Annotated in this window: 11 protein-coding genes; 6 read left to right on the top strand and 5 right to left on the bottom strand. The window is 48.0% G+C overall.

Features of this window, described 5'->3' with window-relative positions; all coding sequences use genetic code 11:
- Positions 1–37: 37 nt before the first annotated feature.
- The gene (locus F0265_RS19955; protein ID WP_171750123.1) at positions 38–1,255 is read right to left on the bottom strand and encodes a multifunctional CCA addition/repair protein; all 1,218 of its coding nucleotides are present in this window, start codon (positions 1,253–1,255) and stop codon (positions 38–40) included.
- A gap of 90 nt (positions 1,256–1,345) precedes the next feature.
- Here F0265_RS19955 and F0265_RS19950 point away from each other — a divergent pair, with 90 nt between their 5' ends.
- Both F0265_RS19950 and F0265_RS19945 read left to right on the top strand, forming a co-directional pair.
- Positions 1,346–2,956, top strand: a complete 1,611-nt coding sequence (locus F0265_RS19950) for an ExeA family protein (RefSeq protein ID WP_171750122.1) — start codon at positions 1,346–1,348, stop codon at positions 2,954–2,956.
- Complete coding sequence (locus F0265_RS19945) at positions 2,956–3,717, top strand: general secretion pathway protein GspB (RefSeq protein ID WP_171750121.1); 762 nt, start codon at positions 2,956–2,958, stop codon at positions 3,715–3,717. Before F0265_RS19950 ends, F0265_RS19945 begins: the two co-directional genes overlap by 1 nt.
- Positions 3,718–3,758: 41 nt before the next feature.
- Here F0265_RS19945 and F0265_RS19940 read toward each other — a convergent pair whose 3' ends face one another.
- The 3 genes from F0265_RS19940 to F0265_RS19930 form a co-directional block, all read right to left on the bottom strand.
- Positions 3,759–4,370, bottom strand: a complete 612-nt coding sequence (locus F0265_RS19940; protein ID WP_171750120.1) for a TIGR04211 family SH3 domain-containing protein — start codon at positions 4,368–4,370, stop codon at positions 3,759–3,761.
- A 154-nt stretch (positions 4,371–4,524) separates the two neighbouring features.
- Complete coding sequence (locus tag F0265_RS19935) at positions 4,525–5,784, bottom strand: inorganic phosphate transporter (RefSeq protein WP_171750119.1); 1,260 nt, start codon at positions 5,782–5,784, stop codon at positions 4,525–4,527.
- Between the two features lie 130 nt (positions 5,785–5,914).
- Positions 5,915–6,595, bottom strand: a complete 681-nt coding sequence (locus F0265_RS19930; protein ID WP_038163663.1) for a TIGR00153 family protein — start codon at positions 6,593–6,595, stop codon at positions 5,915–5,917.
- A 204-nt stretch (positions 6,596–6,799) separates the two neighbouring features.
- On the opposite strand from F0265_RS19930, the gene F0265_RS19925 reads away from it, so the two are divergent.
- Positions 6,800–8,317 (top strand): inorganic triphosphatase, encoded by a 1,518-nt coding sequence (locus tag F0265_RS19925; protein ID WP_171750118.1) that lies wholly within the window; start codon positions 6,800–6,802, stop codon positions 8,315–8,317.
- Between the two features lie 31 nt (positions 8,318–8,348).
- Here F0265_RS19925 and F0265_RS19920 read toward each other — a convergent pair whose 3' ends face one another.
- A complete protein-coding gene (locus F0265_RS19920) occupies positions 8,349–9,113 on the bottom strand; it encodes a potassium channel family protein (protein WP_171750117.1) in 765 nt (254 codons plus the stop codon).
- A gap of 119 nt (positions 9,114–9,232) precedes the next feature.
- Here F0265_RS19920 and F0265_RS19915 point away from each other — a divergent pair, with 119 nt between their 5' ends.
- The 3 genes from F0265_RS19915 (at position 9,233) to hldE (ending at position 14,920) form a co-directional block, all read left to right on the top strand.
- Positions 9,233–10,489 carry a methyl-accepting chemotaxis protein gene (locus F0265_RS19915; RefSeq protein ID WP_171750116.1) on the top strand — a complete coding sequence of 419 codons (1,257 nt, stop codon included), beginning with the start codon at positions 9,233–9,235 and terminating at the stop codon, positions 10,487–10,489.
- A 99-nt stretch (positions 10,490–10,588) separates the two neighbouring features.
- Positions 10,589–13,429 carry a bifunctional [glutamate--ammonia ligase]-adenylyl-L-tyrosine phosphorylase/[glutamate--ammonia-ligase] adenylyltransferase gene (glnE, locus tag F0265_RS19910; RefSeq protein ID WP_171750115.1) on the top strand — a complete coding sequence of 947 codons (2,841 nt, stop codon included), beginning with the start codon at positions 10,589–10,591 and terminating at the stop codon, positions 13,427–13,429.
- 60 nt (positions 13,430–13,489) lie between these two features.
- Positions 13,490–14,920: a bifunctional D-glycero-beta-D-manno-heptose-7-phosphate kinase/D-glycero-beta-D-manno-heptose 1-phosphate adenylyltransferase HldE gene (gene hldE, locus F0265_RS19905; RefSeq protein ID WP_095562005.1), complete on the top strand. Its 1,431-nt coding sequence runs from the start codon at positions 13,490–13,492 to the stop codon at positions 14,918–14,920.
- The last annotated feature ends 90 nt before the right edge of the window (positions 14,921–15,010 follow it).

Raw genomic sequence — 15,010 nt, 5'->3', positions numbered from 1 at the left:
CAGTTTTACATGACCTACTTCTCTTTGAGTGCAATGCTTAAACTTTTGTTGCCTGAACGGCTTCAATTCGGCGATTCTCCATTTCTTTTCTGATCGCGGCGCCTTTGAACCCATCCTGTATGATGTCTTGAACGTTAACCGCCAGTGCTGCTTGGTATGCCTGCTCAAAAATAGCTTTTTGAGGGTACTCGATATCTTCGAAGCCAGTACGACCGCGGCTGTCAGCCATGCAAGACAGCAAGATTTCTTCTAAACGTTCGGGTTTACGCCATACATCAAAGCCATTGAGGATTTTAATAATGGTATCGGCTCTAAGCTCAGCGGCTCGGTGGATATTGGAGTGTTGCTCACACACCATTAACGCAAGATCGCGATATTCATTCGGAATACGAACCCGCTCACACAGTTTTTTGATGATGCTGAGGCCCGTGTGACAGTGCTTCTTGTGGCTAGGCCACTCATCTTTTGGTGTCACTCCTTTGCCTAAATCGTGCATCTGCGCGGCAAAGCGTACTCTGTGAGAGGGGCTGAGTAGGGCAGCCTGTTTCGCCACTAAAAGGTTATGAATACCGGTATCGATTTCCGGGTGCCACTTTTCTGGTTGAGGTACACCAAACAGGCGATCTAATTCAGGAAGAATCACTTTGAGGGCGCCGCAGTCACGCAGTACCGATAGAAAAATCTGCGGATCTTGGGTTGAGAGCGATTTGTGCCATTCCTGCCATACACGTTCAGCCGTTAAATGCTCAAGCTCTCCAGACTGGACAATCTGAGCCATTAACTGTTGAGTTTCTGGGGCGATGGTAAAACCAAGGTGATGCAATTTCGCCGCAAATCGTGCGACTCGGAGTACGCGAAGAGGATCTTCTGTAAACGCATCTGAAACGTGGCGAAGAATACGATCATTGAGATCTTTTTGGCCACCGTAAGGGTCGACAATCTGACCTTGAGCGTCTTCTGCCATTGCATTGATGGTTAAATCTCGGCGAATCAAGTCCTCTTCAAGAGTGACATCAGGAGCAAAATAACAATCAAAGCCTTTGTAGCCCGAACCAGTTTTTCGCTCGGTTCTTGCGAGGGCGTGTTCTTGCTTGGTTTTAGGGTGTAGGAATACAGGGAAGTCCTTGCCAACAGCAACAAAACCTTGGTCGAGTAATACCTGAGGTGATGCGCCAACCACTACCCAGTCTTGGTCGTAAACGTCGATTTTCAGCAGTTTATCGCGGACTGCACCACCAACCAGAAATATTTGCACAGATGTCTCTCTTAAATTCGGATTTTAGAATTGGCTATTCATGCCAGCAATGGTACTTTTCTTATCGGTAAATTCCCAGAGACGAGAAGTATGTATAAACAACATTTTGGATTCACAGAGCTGCCGTTTTCGATTGTGCCGAATTCTCGTTTCCTGTTCCAAAGCCAAAGGCATAAAGAAGCGCTGTTTCGCTTACAAGCGGGCCTTGGTGAGGGTGGGGGGTTTGCGATGCTGTCTGGTGAAGTTGGTACCGGTAAGACAACCGTTGCACGTGCATTGCTGAAATCACTCGGCACGGATACTCAGCCGGGTTTAATCCTCAACCCTACCTTTTCAAGCATAGAGTTGCTTGAAGCAATCTGCGATGAATTTTCGATTGAGTATCAATCTGGTGCAACGCTCAAACAACTGAATCAGAAGATTCATGAATTTCTGCTTAGCACATATGCCAATGGTATTCAGACTTTGCTGGTCATCGACGAAGCACAGCATTTGTCCGCTGAAGTGCTAGAGCAGTTGCGTTTATTGACCAATCTAGAGACGGACAACCAGAAGCTACTTAAAGTACTACTGGTGGGTCAACCAGAATTGCAGCAGAAATTACAGATGCCTCAGTTGCGCCAGTTAGCGCAGCGTATTACGGGGCGATACCACCTGTTGCCATTGGATAGCAAAGAAACCGCCAGTTATATTCAGTATCGTCTTGAATTGGCGGGTGGCGAAGCGAGTTTGTTCTCAGCAAAGTCACTCAAGCATATTGCGCAGCAGTCGCTGGGTATTCCACGCCTGATTAATCTGATTTGCGATGCGGCTTTAAAACGAGCTTACAGCATCGGAGAAGCGGTACCGAGCCATTCTAGTGTTGAAGCGGCTTGCGAAGAGGTGATGAGTTTTCAAACCTCGTATCATCAGCCCGCTCAACCAGTGCCTTCATTGTCACAGCGTTCACCACTCGGTATTGCCGCTGCCGTTGGTGCTGTACTGGCTGTCAGTAGTTATTGGCTGACTCCAATGCTTTTCAGTACGTCGATTGAAGCGCACCTAAGTGAAGCGTATCCAGCATCAAATGTGGAAGCGGTAGAAAAGGAAATCTTTCCTGTTGAATTACAATCTACTCTTGCTCGTGCAACGGATTTCCAGCAAGGTATTACGGAGTTGTACCATGTGTGGGGGCTGAATGCCTCTGTGGCTGAGCGCCTTTGCCAGCAAAGTGATCAAAGTGCGTTCCGTTGTACTCAATCTCGTGGCACGCTGAATACGCTCAGACAAGCTAATGTTCCCGTCCTTTTGTCCCTCAGCAAAGACGGCCTGCAAAGTTATGCTGTGCTATATAAGCTCACACAGGATTCCGCTCAGCTATTATTAGGAACGGAGCGAATTGAATTGCCGCTCACCAAACTCAACGAGTTATGGCAGGGGCAGTATCACCAGATCTGGCAAGGTTACTGGCATCAGACTCTGAAACCTAACATGTCAGGACAAGCGATCGCTGAGTTGGATGATCGTTTATCTAAAATTCTGGGTGAACCGGAAAGAGAGTCCGATGTTTATGATCAGGAACTGATGCGCAAGGTTGAGCTCTTCCAGCAATGGCAAGGGCTCCATGTGGATGGCATTGCTGGGCGAAGAACCTTGCAACGCCTTGAGAAGCTTTCTCAAGAGCATGCCCCTTCGTTAACTGCCTCAGAGGAGAAAGCATAATGTCAAAAGTACTGCAGGCTTTAGAACACTCTGAGCAACACCATCAGACGTTTAGCATGAATCATTACCAATCCGCCAATGATGCGCGACCTCGACAGGCGGTATCAGGCTGGTTGTTAGCTACGGTTATTGTTGCCCCTGCGTTGGTGACGGGAGCTCTAAGTACATATCAGAGTTACCTCGAGCAACGAGAGCAATGGCAAGCAAGCCATCAAGCGACACCTCAAGTGTTAGAAGTTCCATTTGCGTATCAGACTTTGCCTTACCCATCATTTAGCGAGCTTCGTGAAACTTACGAATATGCTCAGACTGATACTGGTCATATAGAAGTGGCAAGCCAAGAAACTCCACCTCCAGTGGTTCAACCTCAGGTACCTGTTCAGCCGCCTTCTCAGTCAGAAAACAGTACACTACTCGATGGTTTAGATTTATCTGGCTTATCACCTGAGCTGGCTATGCGGGTTGAATCAGCACTGGAGTCGAGTGCAAACCCAGAGCCAAAATATGATGACAGTGAGGCATCCGATTTAGCGATACACAGCCGACAGTGGCAAGGGAAGCTGCCACCGCTGAATTTCCAGACACACGTTTACTCAAGCAACCCAGACAAACGTTGGGTGAAAGTCAATGGGACTGAATATCGCGAAGGCGACTGGATCAGCAATGACATTCAATTGCAGCATATTGAACCGCAGCGCAGTGCGATTTCATTTAAAGGCTCAGTGATTGAAGTGCCAGCTTTGTATGATTGGAAAGGATAATAAAAAAGGTCGCCAAGGCGACCTTTTTTGATGTTCCGTATTTACGCCCAGCCAGATGGAGAACGCTTTCTGCGTGGAATAATGTGTGGCAAGAGCAGGCCAAACAGCAATCCAATACCTGCTACACCACCGCCGTACATAAAGTACTTCAGTAATAGGTCATCTTTTTGTGTATCCAGCTTGGCACGTAGATTACGGACTTCTTCTTGTGAAGCTGTCAGCTGTTGACTGATTTCACCGTAGCTCTTCTCAAGTTCAGCAATCTGACTATTACGATTTTCTAGTGAGTCCGCTAAACCTGCTTTTTCTTGGTCAGCGCTAGAGCGTGCATTGGCAAGTTTTCCTTTAACATCTGCCAGTTCTTTTTCTAGCTTAGGCAGACGAAGCGCCATACTTTCTTGTCGTGTGACGAAACGGCTCTCGACCCAGCCCTTACGACCCTTGGCATCTTCAATCTGAGTGTAGCCAGTATCGCGGTTGGTCGAAAGTTGCTTCACTTTGTCACCGGCATCGACACTGCCGATAATGCGGAATTGGTTGCTAGGACCAGAGTGCATGTAGGTAAATAGCTTATCAGAAATGTATCGGTCTTGAGCCATTGCTGCTGGAACAGCGAGCAGTGATGCTAGAACGAAGCAAACCAGTTTTTTCACGGTAAATCCTTTAACAGTCTTTTGTCTATAACTTGCTAGTGCCAAATAGTAAGTAGTTTCCCCAGTCACTGCAACAAAGAAGGGAGGCTGAGCCTCCCTTTCTGTGGATTTGAGTCAATAATGACAGTGTATTAACACATCATTGACTTGCTCATCAGATGAACATCGCTTGAATTGCGTAGAAGAACACAACCGCAAGTAGTGCACCTGCTGGCAGTGTCACAATCCAAGATGCAACAATGTTACGTACAACACCTAGGTTCAATGCTGCGATACCGCGAGCAAAACCAACACCTAATACCGCACCAACCAGTGTTTGGGTGGTTGAGATAGGAAGACCAGTACCTGATGCCAGAACAACAGTACATGCAGTTGCTAGCTGAGCTGCGAAGCCGCGGCTTGGTGTCAGTTCAGTGATACCTGTACCAACAGTTGCCATTACCTTGTGGCCAAGTGTCGCTAGACCAACAACGATACCGAAACCGCCAAGAGGTAGAATCCACCAAGCGATAGAGCTCTTGGTTGTGATTTCGCCCATGTGTTCGATGGTAGATACCACTGCAGACAGAGGGCCAATCGCGTTAGCAACGTCGTTTGAACCGTGAGCGAATGCCATCGCACACGCCGTGATCACCATAAGTACGCTGAAGATACCTTCAACGCCAGCGAAACCGTGGTCATCTTCGCGGCTTGAGAATTTCTTCTGAATGTAGAAGTAACCGCCCGCCATAACCAGTGCAGATACCGCAGCCGCCCACATCCACGCTTCGCCATCAGAAAGGTGCAGACCAACGTGCTTTAGGCCTTTCTTGATCGTTACTAGAGCAATCACCATGGTAGTGATGAACATGTAGACTGGAACGAAACGTTTAGCGTTGAAGAGTGGCTTCTCGGTATCAAAGATCAGGCGCTGGGCGCTGACAAAAATCACGTACGCAAAGAAACCTGAGATGACTGGAGTAATGATCCAGCTACCTACGATGCCTTGAACTGAGCCCCAATCGACCGCTTCGGTACCCACAGACACACAGGCAAAACCGATGATGGCACCAATGATCGAGTGAGTGGTTGATACAGGCCAACCCATGTAAGAAGCAAGAAGGAGCCATGTACCCGCCGCAAGAAGGGCTGACATCATACCAAAGACAAGAACGTCCGGCTGGCTAGCAAAGAGTGACGTTTCGATGACGCCTTTACGGATAGTGTCGGTTACTTCACCGCCTGCAAGGTATGCCCCCGCAAATTCAAAGATCATCGCGATAATGATCGCTTGTTTTACGGTTAGCGCTTTAGAGCCTACCGATGTACCCATCGCATTGGCTACATCATTCGCGCCAATACCAATCGCCATCATAAAGCCGAAAGCTGCTGCAATAATAATCAGGACAGTGCCGTAGTTCGCAAGGATATCCATCGTAATACCTAGTTGTTGATAACAAGCGGAGCAAATTAGGCACGACAAAACCCCTTCGGCGTCTCATTATTTAACGCCTATCAGGGGAGTGCTATTAAGATGCTCTTCGTTATTTGGTTAACTTATTTGTTTATGAGCGAGACAACATTAGCTCTAGACGCGCACCAACACGTTGCGCCTGATCAGCTATGCCACCTACCCATTCAAGAATCTTATAAAGGAACATTACATCGATCGGATTCAGATCGTTTTCAACCGCCATCAGTTGTTGGCGAAGTTGAATCTGCATCGCGTCAGTATCGTCCTCAATCACATCCAGTTGATGGATCATTTCAGCCACAAGCGTTACTTCGCGGCCTTTAAATCCAGTTTCCAATAACTCATCGAGCTCATTGATGACTTTTTGCGCCTGATTCGCTGCATCGAGACAACGTTTAACATACGCAATGAAGTTTTCTTGGAGAGGCTCTGGGAAAGTCAATTGACGACCGTATACACGGCCAGCAATATCTTTTGCTAGGTTTGCCAGTTTGTCTTGCTGAGTCAGTAGTTCAAGCATGTCGCTACGATCTACTGGCATAAACAAACCGCGAGGAAGTTTAAGGCGAATTTCGCGCTTAAGTACGTCAGCTTCTTTCTCTAGGTGAGAAATCTGTGCACGAATTTCTGATGCTTTTTCCCAGTCACCCTTTGAACTGACTTCAAAGAAATTCACTAGGTGAGAACAACATTCGTTGACACACACTACGTGGCGCTGCAAAGGCTTAATAGGGGACTTTGCAAATAACCCCATAATTGTATTTACTGGCATGGTCATTCAACCTAATTAATATAACCTAAAAATAACATACACCATTCGTGGTGAAATGTTGAACGATGGCTATAAAGGCGCGCATGTTAACGCATTAAATCCATCATTAAAACTGTTTTAGATCATCATTGCTGCGATATTTCTTTCTTGCCCAGTACGAAAATTGGCAATATCCTGTTTGTATCTGCTTTAAAAGGTATAACTATGGAAACCGAGATAGAACTGAAGTTTTTTGTTTCTCCTGATTTTTCAAATACTTTACGAGATAAAATCTCCCAGACCAAAGTACTTCAGCACAGTTGTCGTGAGCTAGGAAATACCTACTTTGATACTCCCGACAATTGGTTACGTCAGCATGACATTGGCTTAAGAATCCGCCGTTTTGACGATGTGTATGTCCAGACGGTCAAGACGTCCGGACGTGTGGTGGCAGGTTTACACCAACGACCTGAATTCAACGCCGAGCATGACAGCAATGATCCGCTTCTTTCTCTTCACCCATCAGATATCTGGCCGACTGGCAAAGACACTGAAACGCTGCAATCCGAACTTATCCCGCTTTTTTCGACCAACTTCACTCGTGAGCAATGGTTGATCGCCATGCCAGACGGCAGCCAAATCGAAGTCGCTTTCGATCAAGGCAAGGTAGAAGCAGGCGATAAGGAAGACCCTATTTGTGAAGTGGAGCTGGAGTTGAAATCAGGCCAAACTGACGCTCTGTTTTCGCTCGCACGTATCTTCTCTGAAGAAGGAGGCATGCGTCTTGGTAACCTGAGTAAAGCGGCGAAAGGTTATCGTTTGGCAAGTGGTTACACTGGCGACGATGTTAAAACACTGGCTTTAGTCAGCACGGACAAACATGACACAGTTGAGTCTTGCTTTATCAACTCTTTAGAGCATGGTTTGTCACACTGGCATTATCACGAGCAAATTTATGCTGAGCGTGAGTCGGTAGAAGCCTTGAATGAAATTAAAAACTCCATCAGCTTTATTCGTCAGTTGCTGACGGTATACGGAGGCGTGGTGCCTCGTCGTGCGAGTGCTTTGGTGCGTCAGGAGCTGAAGTGGCTTGAACAAGAGCTGGAGTGGTTAAATGACTATGACTATTTAGAAGCGTTACTCGACGATAAAGGCCATGCATTACGTAAGCTCGATGCGCGTAAGTTTTTAGTGGGTGAACTGAAAATGGTTCAGGAAGCCTTGCCTGATCGTGAAGAGATGCTGACGCTACTTAATTCCGCCAGATACACGGGTCTTTTGCTTGATCTAAGTCGTTGGATCCTGACGCGGGGCTGGCAGCCATTCCTTGATGATAAAGCGCGTGACAAGATGGCACTAACGGTTGAGCCGTTTTCTGTGAAGCAGTTGGATCGCACTTGGGCTGAGTTAATGGAAGCCTTTCCGCCTGAGCGTGCACTGAACAGCCAGGACTATATTGACCAACAGTATCGCCTGATGCGTAACCTTTATACGGGGGTGAGCTTTGCGAGTTTGTTCGATTTTGAAGAGCGCAATAGTTTCCGACTACCATGGAGCGACTTACTCCATGGCATTGATGATTTACTTAAACTCCGCACGTTAGACAATATGGTCGATAAGCTGGAAGGTGATGAGCAAGAACAGCTTCAGCGCTGGTTGTCTCGCCAAGAGAGCTCCATTCTTCATGCCATGGAGCAGACTCGGATTATCTGTATTGAAGCTGAGCCTTATTGGCAAGACTAAGTCGATAATAGTGATGTGTGAAACGGGAGCTTTACGGCTCCCGTTTTTTTTCTTCCTGCTGCTCTAATTGGTCGAGACGGCGCAAAATTTCATCTTGCTTCTGTACCAGTTCTAATAACAGTCGCTCTTTGTTTTCCGAACGTCTTGCTTGAACTTCTGTTGGTGAGGTGATCAGTGAAGTGATCAAACCTGAAATCATACCGAAAATGCCAACGCCACAAATGATTAAGCCAGAGGCTAAGATTTTACCAGCGTCCGTGACAGGAAAGTGATCCCCATAGCCCACCGTTGAGATGGTTACCAGCGCCCACCACATCGCATCGCCGCCGGTTTGAATATTCGCATCCGGTGATTTGCCCTCAACAAACAACATCATACTCGAACCAATAGTCAGCAAGACCACCATCAATAACAGAATTGATGCGAGGGTCGTTTCTCGGCGATTTACCAGCAATTGCTTGATGAGGAACTTACTTGAGCGGATGACCAAAATCACGCGCAAGATGTGGAACAGGCGCGCAAAGCGCAGCGGCTCAATCATAGGGATACTGGCTAGGAAGTCGATCCAGTGCCGTTTCATAAATTGCACGCGATCTGTTGCGCGGATCAAATCTACGCTCAGTTGGAGAAGAAACACGCTACAGATAATAAAGTCCAAGCCGATAAGAACTTGGCGTGTTTGACTGCTGAGTGGAAAAAACAGCAGGCCAGAGATCACAAATAGCGCCATGAAAGACAGGATTAGTGACAGCAAGCTCATTGGTTTTGTATCAGATTTGATATCATTTCTATTCATACGAGGCTCAAAATAAATACATATTCGCTATCTGGATGATGGTAACGAGCGGTAGTTAACAGTGTCCTGACGGTTATCAGGAATAAAAACAATATATAAGACTTAGTGGAGAACTAACAATGACCAAAATGGCATTTAAGCCATGGGAGCGAGTGATCACGGATATTCGTCTGGTTCCCAAGATGGTGATGTTGATGGTATTCAGTACCATTCTGATCATCGGCAAGCAATTATGGGATGCGAGCACCTTCTACGATTCTCTTCTCGCCGCTACTCAAAACGCTCAGATTGCTCAGGAACACTACGAAGCTTATATGGTGCAGGTGGCGTGGCAGACAGCAGCCATGATCGTGGTGTTTGTCGTTTTACTCTTGTTTGCCGCACGTATCATGCTGCGTCAGACACAATATCTTAGTGACTCGATCAAGTTAATGGCGGACCGCAATCTATCGGTACCGATTGAGATGGACTGTAAAGACGAATACGGTGATGTGGCACGCGAGCTGGAAAAGACGCGGATGCAACTGCAGGAAATGATCAAACTGCAAATTGACGCCTCACAAGAGCTGGCAGGGCTGACTGAAGTCATGACGATGAGCATGTCAGAAACGAAAGAGTCAGCGCAAGAAGAGTTTAACGAGATTGACCAACTGGCAACGGCGATGAGTGAAATGTCGTCCACGGTACAGACTGTCGCTGATCACGCACAAAATGCCTCTTCGTTAACGGAAAATGCCTCTGGGCAAGCAGAAAGCGGTCAGCGCTTTGTGCAAGGAACAGTGCAAAAAATCAGTGAATTATCGAAAGACATTTCCGCCTCTGCGCAAGCTGTTAATCAGGTTGAAGAGAGCGTCGAGTCGATTGGCAGTGTGGTTGGTACGATTCAGGGCATATCAGAGCAAACCAACTTACTGGCACTGAATGCGGCGATCGAAGCGGCCCGAGCAGGGGAAGCGGGTCGCGGTTTTGCCGTCGTGGCTGATGAAGTAAGAAACCTTGCGCAGCGTACTCAAGGAGCGACGGTCGAAATCCAAGAAATGATCACTCAGCTGCAATCCAGTGCGAGCTCTGCAGTGGAATTGATGGAGAAGAGTGTTGTCGAGGCGGCGGAAGGTGTTGATTTGGTCACCAACGCCGGGAGCGAGCTGGACGGCATTGTGACTCAGGTAAATCAAATCAACGACATGAACTTCCAGATTGCAACGGCAGCGGGTCAGCAAAGCAGCGTTGCAGAAGAGATGAACCAGAATCTGACGAATGTACGTGAGCTGGTGGAAGCATCGGTGACTGTGGTGTCTGAATTACTCGAAACCTCGGAAATCATGCAGAAAAATGCTGAAGCTCTGGATGCCAAGATCACATCCTTTAAAGTCTGATCGCCAGAATAGTACGAATAAGCGCCCACTCATTGTTAGTGGGCGTTTTTTATTGGTATAAAATCCCTATCAACGAATTTATCGATCCAAGGAAGAACCATGCAATTGCCCGCGAGTCTTGCTTCTGTTTCCCAGACTGCTCTGGAGTCCCTACTGCAACATCAGGCTATTCAGGAATGGCCAGAGTCTTACCGTAAGGAGCTCGGTTATGTGGCCGGATTGAGTCAGTTTATTGTCGACACCTTGCAGCAAGATGAGTATTTGCATCAACACTTGCCTGAGATGTTGGAGGCAGAGTCTCGACACGAAGCATATCGACAGCGTCTGGCAGAATTATTGGCCGGATGTAGCGATGAAATGCAGGGACACAGAGTACTCAGACAGTTTCGTAATCGCGAGATGACATACATCGCATGGCGAGATTTCATAGGCAATTGGGAGCTTGAACAAAGCCTAGAGCACTTGTCTCAGCTGGCGGAAGCAATGATTTTCGAAACCTATCAGTGGCAGTACAAAGCGTGTTGCGAGCTGTGGGGCACGCCATGCAATGAGGCAGGCGAGGCGCAGCCTATGTTGGTTATTGGCATGGGCAAACTGGGCGGTGGTGAGCTGAACTTCTCTTCGGATATCGATCTGATCTTCACTTATCCAGAGAACGGTGAGACTCAAGGTGCTCGTCGTAGCATTGCCAATGCTCAGTTTTTTACTCGCCTAGGGCAACGCATCATCAAAGCGCTCGACCAGCAGACCTTCGACGGTTTCTGCTATCGCGTTGATATGCGCCTACGTCCTTTTGGCGACAGTGGCCCATTGGTGATGAGCTACGCTGCGCTCGAGGATTATTATCAAGAGCAGGGGCGAGACTGGGAACGCTACGCGATGATTAAAGCGCGAGTGATGGGGCGTGAAATGTACCCGCAGTATCAAGAGCTGCGTCAGATGCTGCGCCCGTTTGTGTTCCGTCGCTACATCGACTTCAGTGCGATTCAGTCCCTGAGGCGTATGAAGTCGATGATCAGCAGCGAAGTGCGTCGACGGGGTTTAAGCAACAACATTAAACTCGGCGCGGGCGGCATTCGTGAAATTGAGTTTATCGCTCAGGTATTTCAGCTGATTCGTGGCGGTCGCGAGCCGAATTTGCGTCAGCGCGGGTTGTTGGTGACTCTTGACGCGATTGAAGAGTTGGAGCAGCTGAGCAGTGAAGAAGTTAACAACCTTAAGTCGTCGTATAAATTCCTCCGCCGGCTTGAGAATCTGTTGCAGGCAATGGCCGACAAGCAAACGCAAACGCTGCCTGAATGTGAGAATGAACAACTGCAACTTGCCGTTGCAATGGGGTATGCAGACTGGGCTTCACTCATCGAACAAGTGCGTCAACATATGCACAACGTCCATCAGGTATTCAACAATCTTATCGGCGATGAGGAAGAAGAGTGTTCAGAAGTCGCCAAGCATTTCCATGAACTGTGGGACATGGCAGAAAAGCCCGACGTGATCGAAGCAGTTCTTGAACAGGATATTGGCACTACTGAGGCCGCTGAGATGGCGTCGACCATCATTCAGTTTAAGAAGGACTTAGCCAAGAAAACGCTGGGTCCAAGAGGCCGGGAAGTGCTCAATCGCTTAATGCCGAAGATGTTCGCTGCCATATATTCTCATCAGGATGCCAAATTCGGTTTACCTCGCGTCCTGCATTTGCTGCATAAGATTGTGACCCGAACAACGTATCTGGAGTTGTTAGATGAGCACCCTGCGGCGCTGACGCAACTGGTCCGCCTTTGTACGGCCAGCCCAATGATTTCAGAGCAACTTGGGCGTTATCCGATTCTGCTTGATGAGCTGATTGATCCTCAGCAGTTGTACAACCCCGTACCATTGGAAAGCTACCGTACTGAACTGCGTGATTTCCTTGCTCGTATCCCAGAAGATGATATGGAGCAACAAATGGAAGCACTGCGTCAGTTCAAGCAGATCTGTATTTTGCGCATTGCTGCTGCAGACATTGCAGGAGTGCTGCCTGTCATGAAAGTCAGTGACCACCTAACTTACCTCGCTGAAGCGATTGTTGAGTCTGTGGTGAACCAAGCGTGGCTGCAAATGGCGGAGAAATATGGTGAGCCGACGCACCTAAAAGACAGAGAGGGTCGAGGCTTTGCTGTGATTGGTTACGGCAAAGTGGGCGGCTGGGAGCTGGGGTACAACTCGGATCTGGATATCGTCTTTATGCATGACTGCCCAGTTCATGCTTATACCGACGGCAAAAAAGAGATTGATGGCCGCCAATTTTACTTACGTTTGGCGCAGCGCATCATCCATATATTCTCAACAAGAACGGCATCAGGCATCTTGTACGAAGCGGATACTCGCTTACGCCCTTCAGGGGCTTCAGGCTTGCTAGTGAGTCCGGCAGATGCCTTTGATGAATACCAGCACAATGAAGCTTGGACATGGGAACATCAAGCGTTAGTGAGAGCCCGGATGATCTACGGCGATCAACCACTACAACAGGCATTTTCTCAAACAAGGCACGATATCTTGAGTTTGGCGCGAGAAGAGTCAAAGCTCAAAACGGATGTGGCTGAGATGCGGGTGAAAATGCGTGAACATCTTGGTGGGAAAAAGTCAGGTCGTTTTATGCTCAAACAAGACCCTGGTGGTATTACCGATGTGGAATTTCTTGCGCAGTATCTGGTCTTAAGGTTTAGTCACGAAAAGCCTAAGCTGACTCGATGGAGTGATAACGTCAGAATCTTTGAATCCATGATGGCACAAGGCATTCTGGATGAAGCTCCTGCGATGGCATTGACTCAGGCATACACAACGATGCGCGATCAAATTCATCATCGCAATTTGCTCAATCTCGATGCGGATGTGGCTGAAGAAAAACTGACCAAAGAGCGAGAGCTGGTTAAAGCGCTTTGGCATGAGTGGCTAGAATAGGTTTAGGGTCCTTATCCCCTGTGTTAAACTCTTGCCCGAATTAGAATCTGGAGACCCATAATGAAACCAATCCTACCGAACTATAGTGATTCTGGTGTATTGATCATCGGTGACGTCATGCTTGATCGTTACTGGTATGGCCCGACTGGACGCATCTCCCCAGAAGCCCCAGTTCCTGTAGTAAAAGTAGAAAATAACGAAGAGCGTCCAGGCGGTGCAGCTAACGTAGCAATGAACATTGCTTCTTTGGGCGGCCATGCGCATATCGTAGGTTTAACTGGGATTGATGAGCCAGCCAAAGTGCTCAATGAGACGCTGTCTGCACTGAAAGTAAAGTGTGACTTTGTTGCTCTGCCAAACTATCCAACCATTACTAAACTTCGCGTTTTGAGCCGTGGTCAGCAGCTGATCCGCCTAGATTTCGAAGACAAATTTGAAAATACCGATGCCGAGCTGATTTTAGATCGTATGGAACAGGCTCTACCAAAAGTGAAATCGGTTGTTCTGTCTGATTATGCGAAAGGAGCATTGGAGCACGTTCAGCAATTCATTCAGAAAGCACGCGCAGCCAAGGTTCCTGTGTTTATTGACCCTAAAGGCGCGGACTTTGAACGCTACCGCGGTGCGACATTACTGACTCCAAACATGGCAGAATTTGAGCTGGTTGTGGGTAAGGTAAAGTCTGAAGAAGAACTGGTCGAGAAAGGCTTAGCGCTGATTGAAGAATTCGACTTTGAAGCACTGTTGGTAACGCGCAGTGAACACGGTATGACATTACTGCGTCGTGGTCAGGAGCCATTCCACCTGCCAACTCTTGCTAAAGAGGTGTATGACGTGACAGGTGCAGGCGATACCGTGATTTCTGTCCTTGCTGCGTCCGTTGCTGCGGGTAAACCGCTGGATGAAGCTTGTGCATTGGCAAATGCAGCAGCAGGCGTCGTGGTTGGTAAACTGGGTACATCAACGGTATCAACCATTGAACTGGCGGAAGCGGTTCATGGCAGCCAAGACACTGATTTCGGCGTCATCACTGAGCTGGCGCTGATTGAAGCGGTGAAGAACGCACAGTCGAAGGGCGAGAAGGTGGTGATGACCAATGGTTGTTTCGACATTCTGCACGCTGGACACGTTTCTTACCTGAACCATGCTGCTGAATTGGGTGACCGCCTGATTGTTGCTGTGAACACGGATGAATCTGTTAAGCGCTTGAAAGGCCCTGGTCGCCCAGTTAACCCGACAGATCGCCGTATGGCGGTTCTGGCTGGCCTTGGTGCGGTAGATTGGGTTGTCCCATTTGGCGAAGAAACGCCTCAACGCTTGATTTCCGAAGTCTTGCCAGACATGCTTGTGAAAGGTGGTGATTACAAGCCTGAAGAGATTGCGGGTGGTAAAGAAGTGATTGCCAATGGCGGTGAAGTTAAAGTACTCAACTTTGAAGATGGTTGCTCAACGACTGAGATCATTGACGCCATCAAGGGCGGCAAAGGCTAAAGACATATTAGGTAGAGCGTTATTACGCTCTGCCTGAATCACAGCTTGCTCATAAGTTGTTACCATTTGAGTCGCAGCCGATAGTGAAAA

This window comes from Vibrio sp. RE88 (assembly GCF_013113835.1).
Taxonomy (GTDB): Bacteria; Pseudomonadota; Gammaproteobacteria; order Enterobacterales; family Vibrionaceae; genus Vibrio.
The sequence above is the reverse complement of the archived record's forward strand: the minus strand, read 5'-3'. Positions and strand labels throughout refer to the sequence as shown.

What these genes read in the sequence shown, in the direction of transcription:
- hldE (WP_095562005.1), top strand. Translation starts at nt 13,490, where the DNA reads ATGAAACCAATCCTACCGAACTATAGTGATTCTGGTGTATTGATCATC.
- F0265_RS19930 (WP_038163663.1), bottom strand. Translation starts at nt 6,595, where the DNA reads ATGCCAGTAAATACAATTATGGGGTTATTTGCAAAGTCCCCTATTAAG.
- F0265_RS19945 (WP_171750121.1), top strand. Translation starts at nt 2,956, where the DNA reads ATGTCAAAAGTACTGCAGGCTTTAGAACACTCTGAGCAACACCATCAG.
- F0265_RS19950 (WP_171750122.1), top strand. Translation starts at nt 1,346, where the DNA reads ATGTATAAACAACATTTTGGATTCACAGAGCTGCCGTTTTCGATTGTG.
- F0265_RS19920 (WP_171750117.1), bottom strand. Translation starts at nt 9,113, where the DNA reads ATGAATAGAAATGATATCAAATCTGATACAAAACCAATGAGCTTGCTG.
- F0265_RS19925 (WP_171750118.1), top strand. Translation starts at nt 6,800, where the DNA reads ATGGAAACCGAGATAGAACTGAAGTTTTTTGTTTCTCCTGATTTTTCA.
- glnE (WP_171750115.1), top strand. Translation starts at nt 10,589, where the DNA reads ATGCAATTGCCCGCGAGTCTTGCTTCTGTTTCCCAGACTGCTCTGGAG.
- F0265_RS19915 (WP_171750116.1), top strand. Translation starts at nt 9,233, where the DNA reads ATGACCAAAATGGCATTTAAGCCATGGGAGCGAGTGATCACGGATATT.
- F0265_RS19935 (WP_171750119.1), bottom strand. Translation starts at nt 5,784, where the DNA reads ATGGATATCCTTGCGAACTACGGCACTGTCCTGATTATTATTGCAGCA.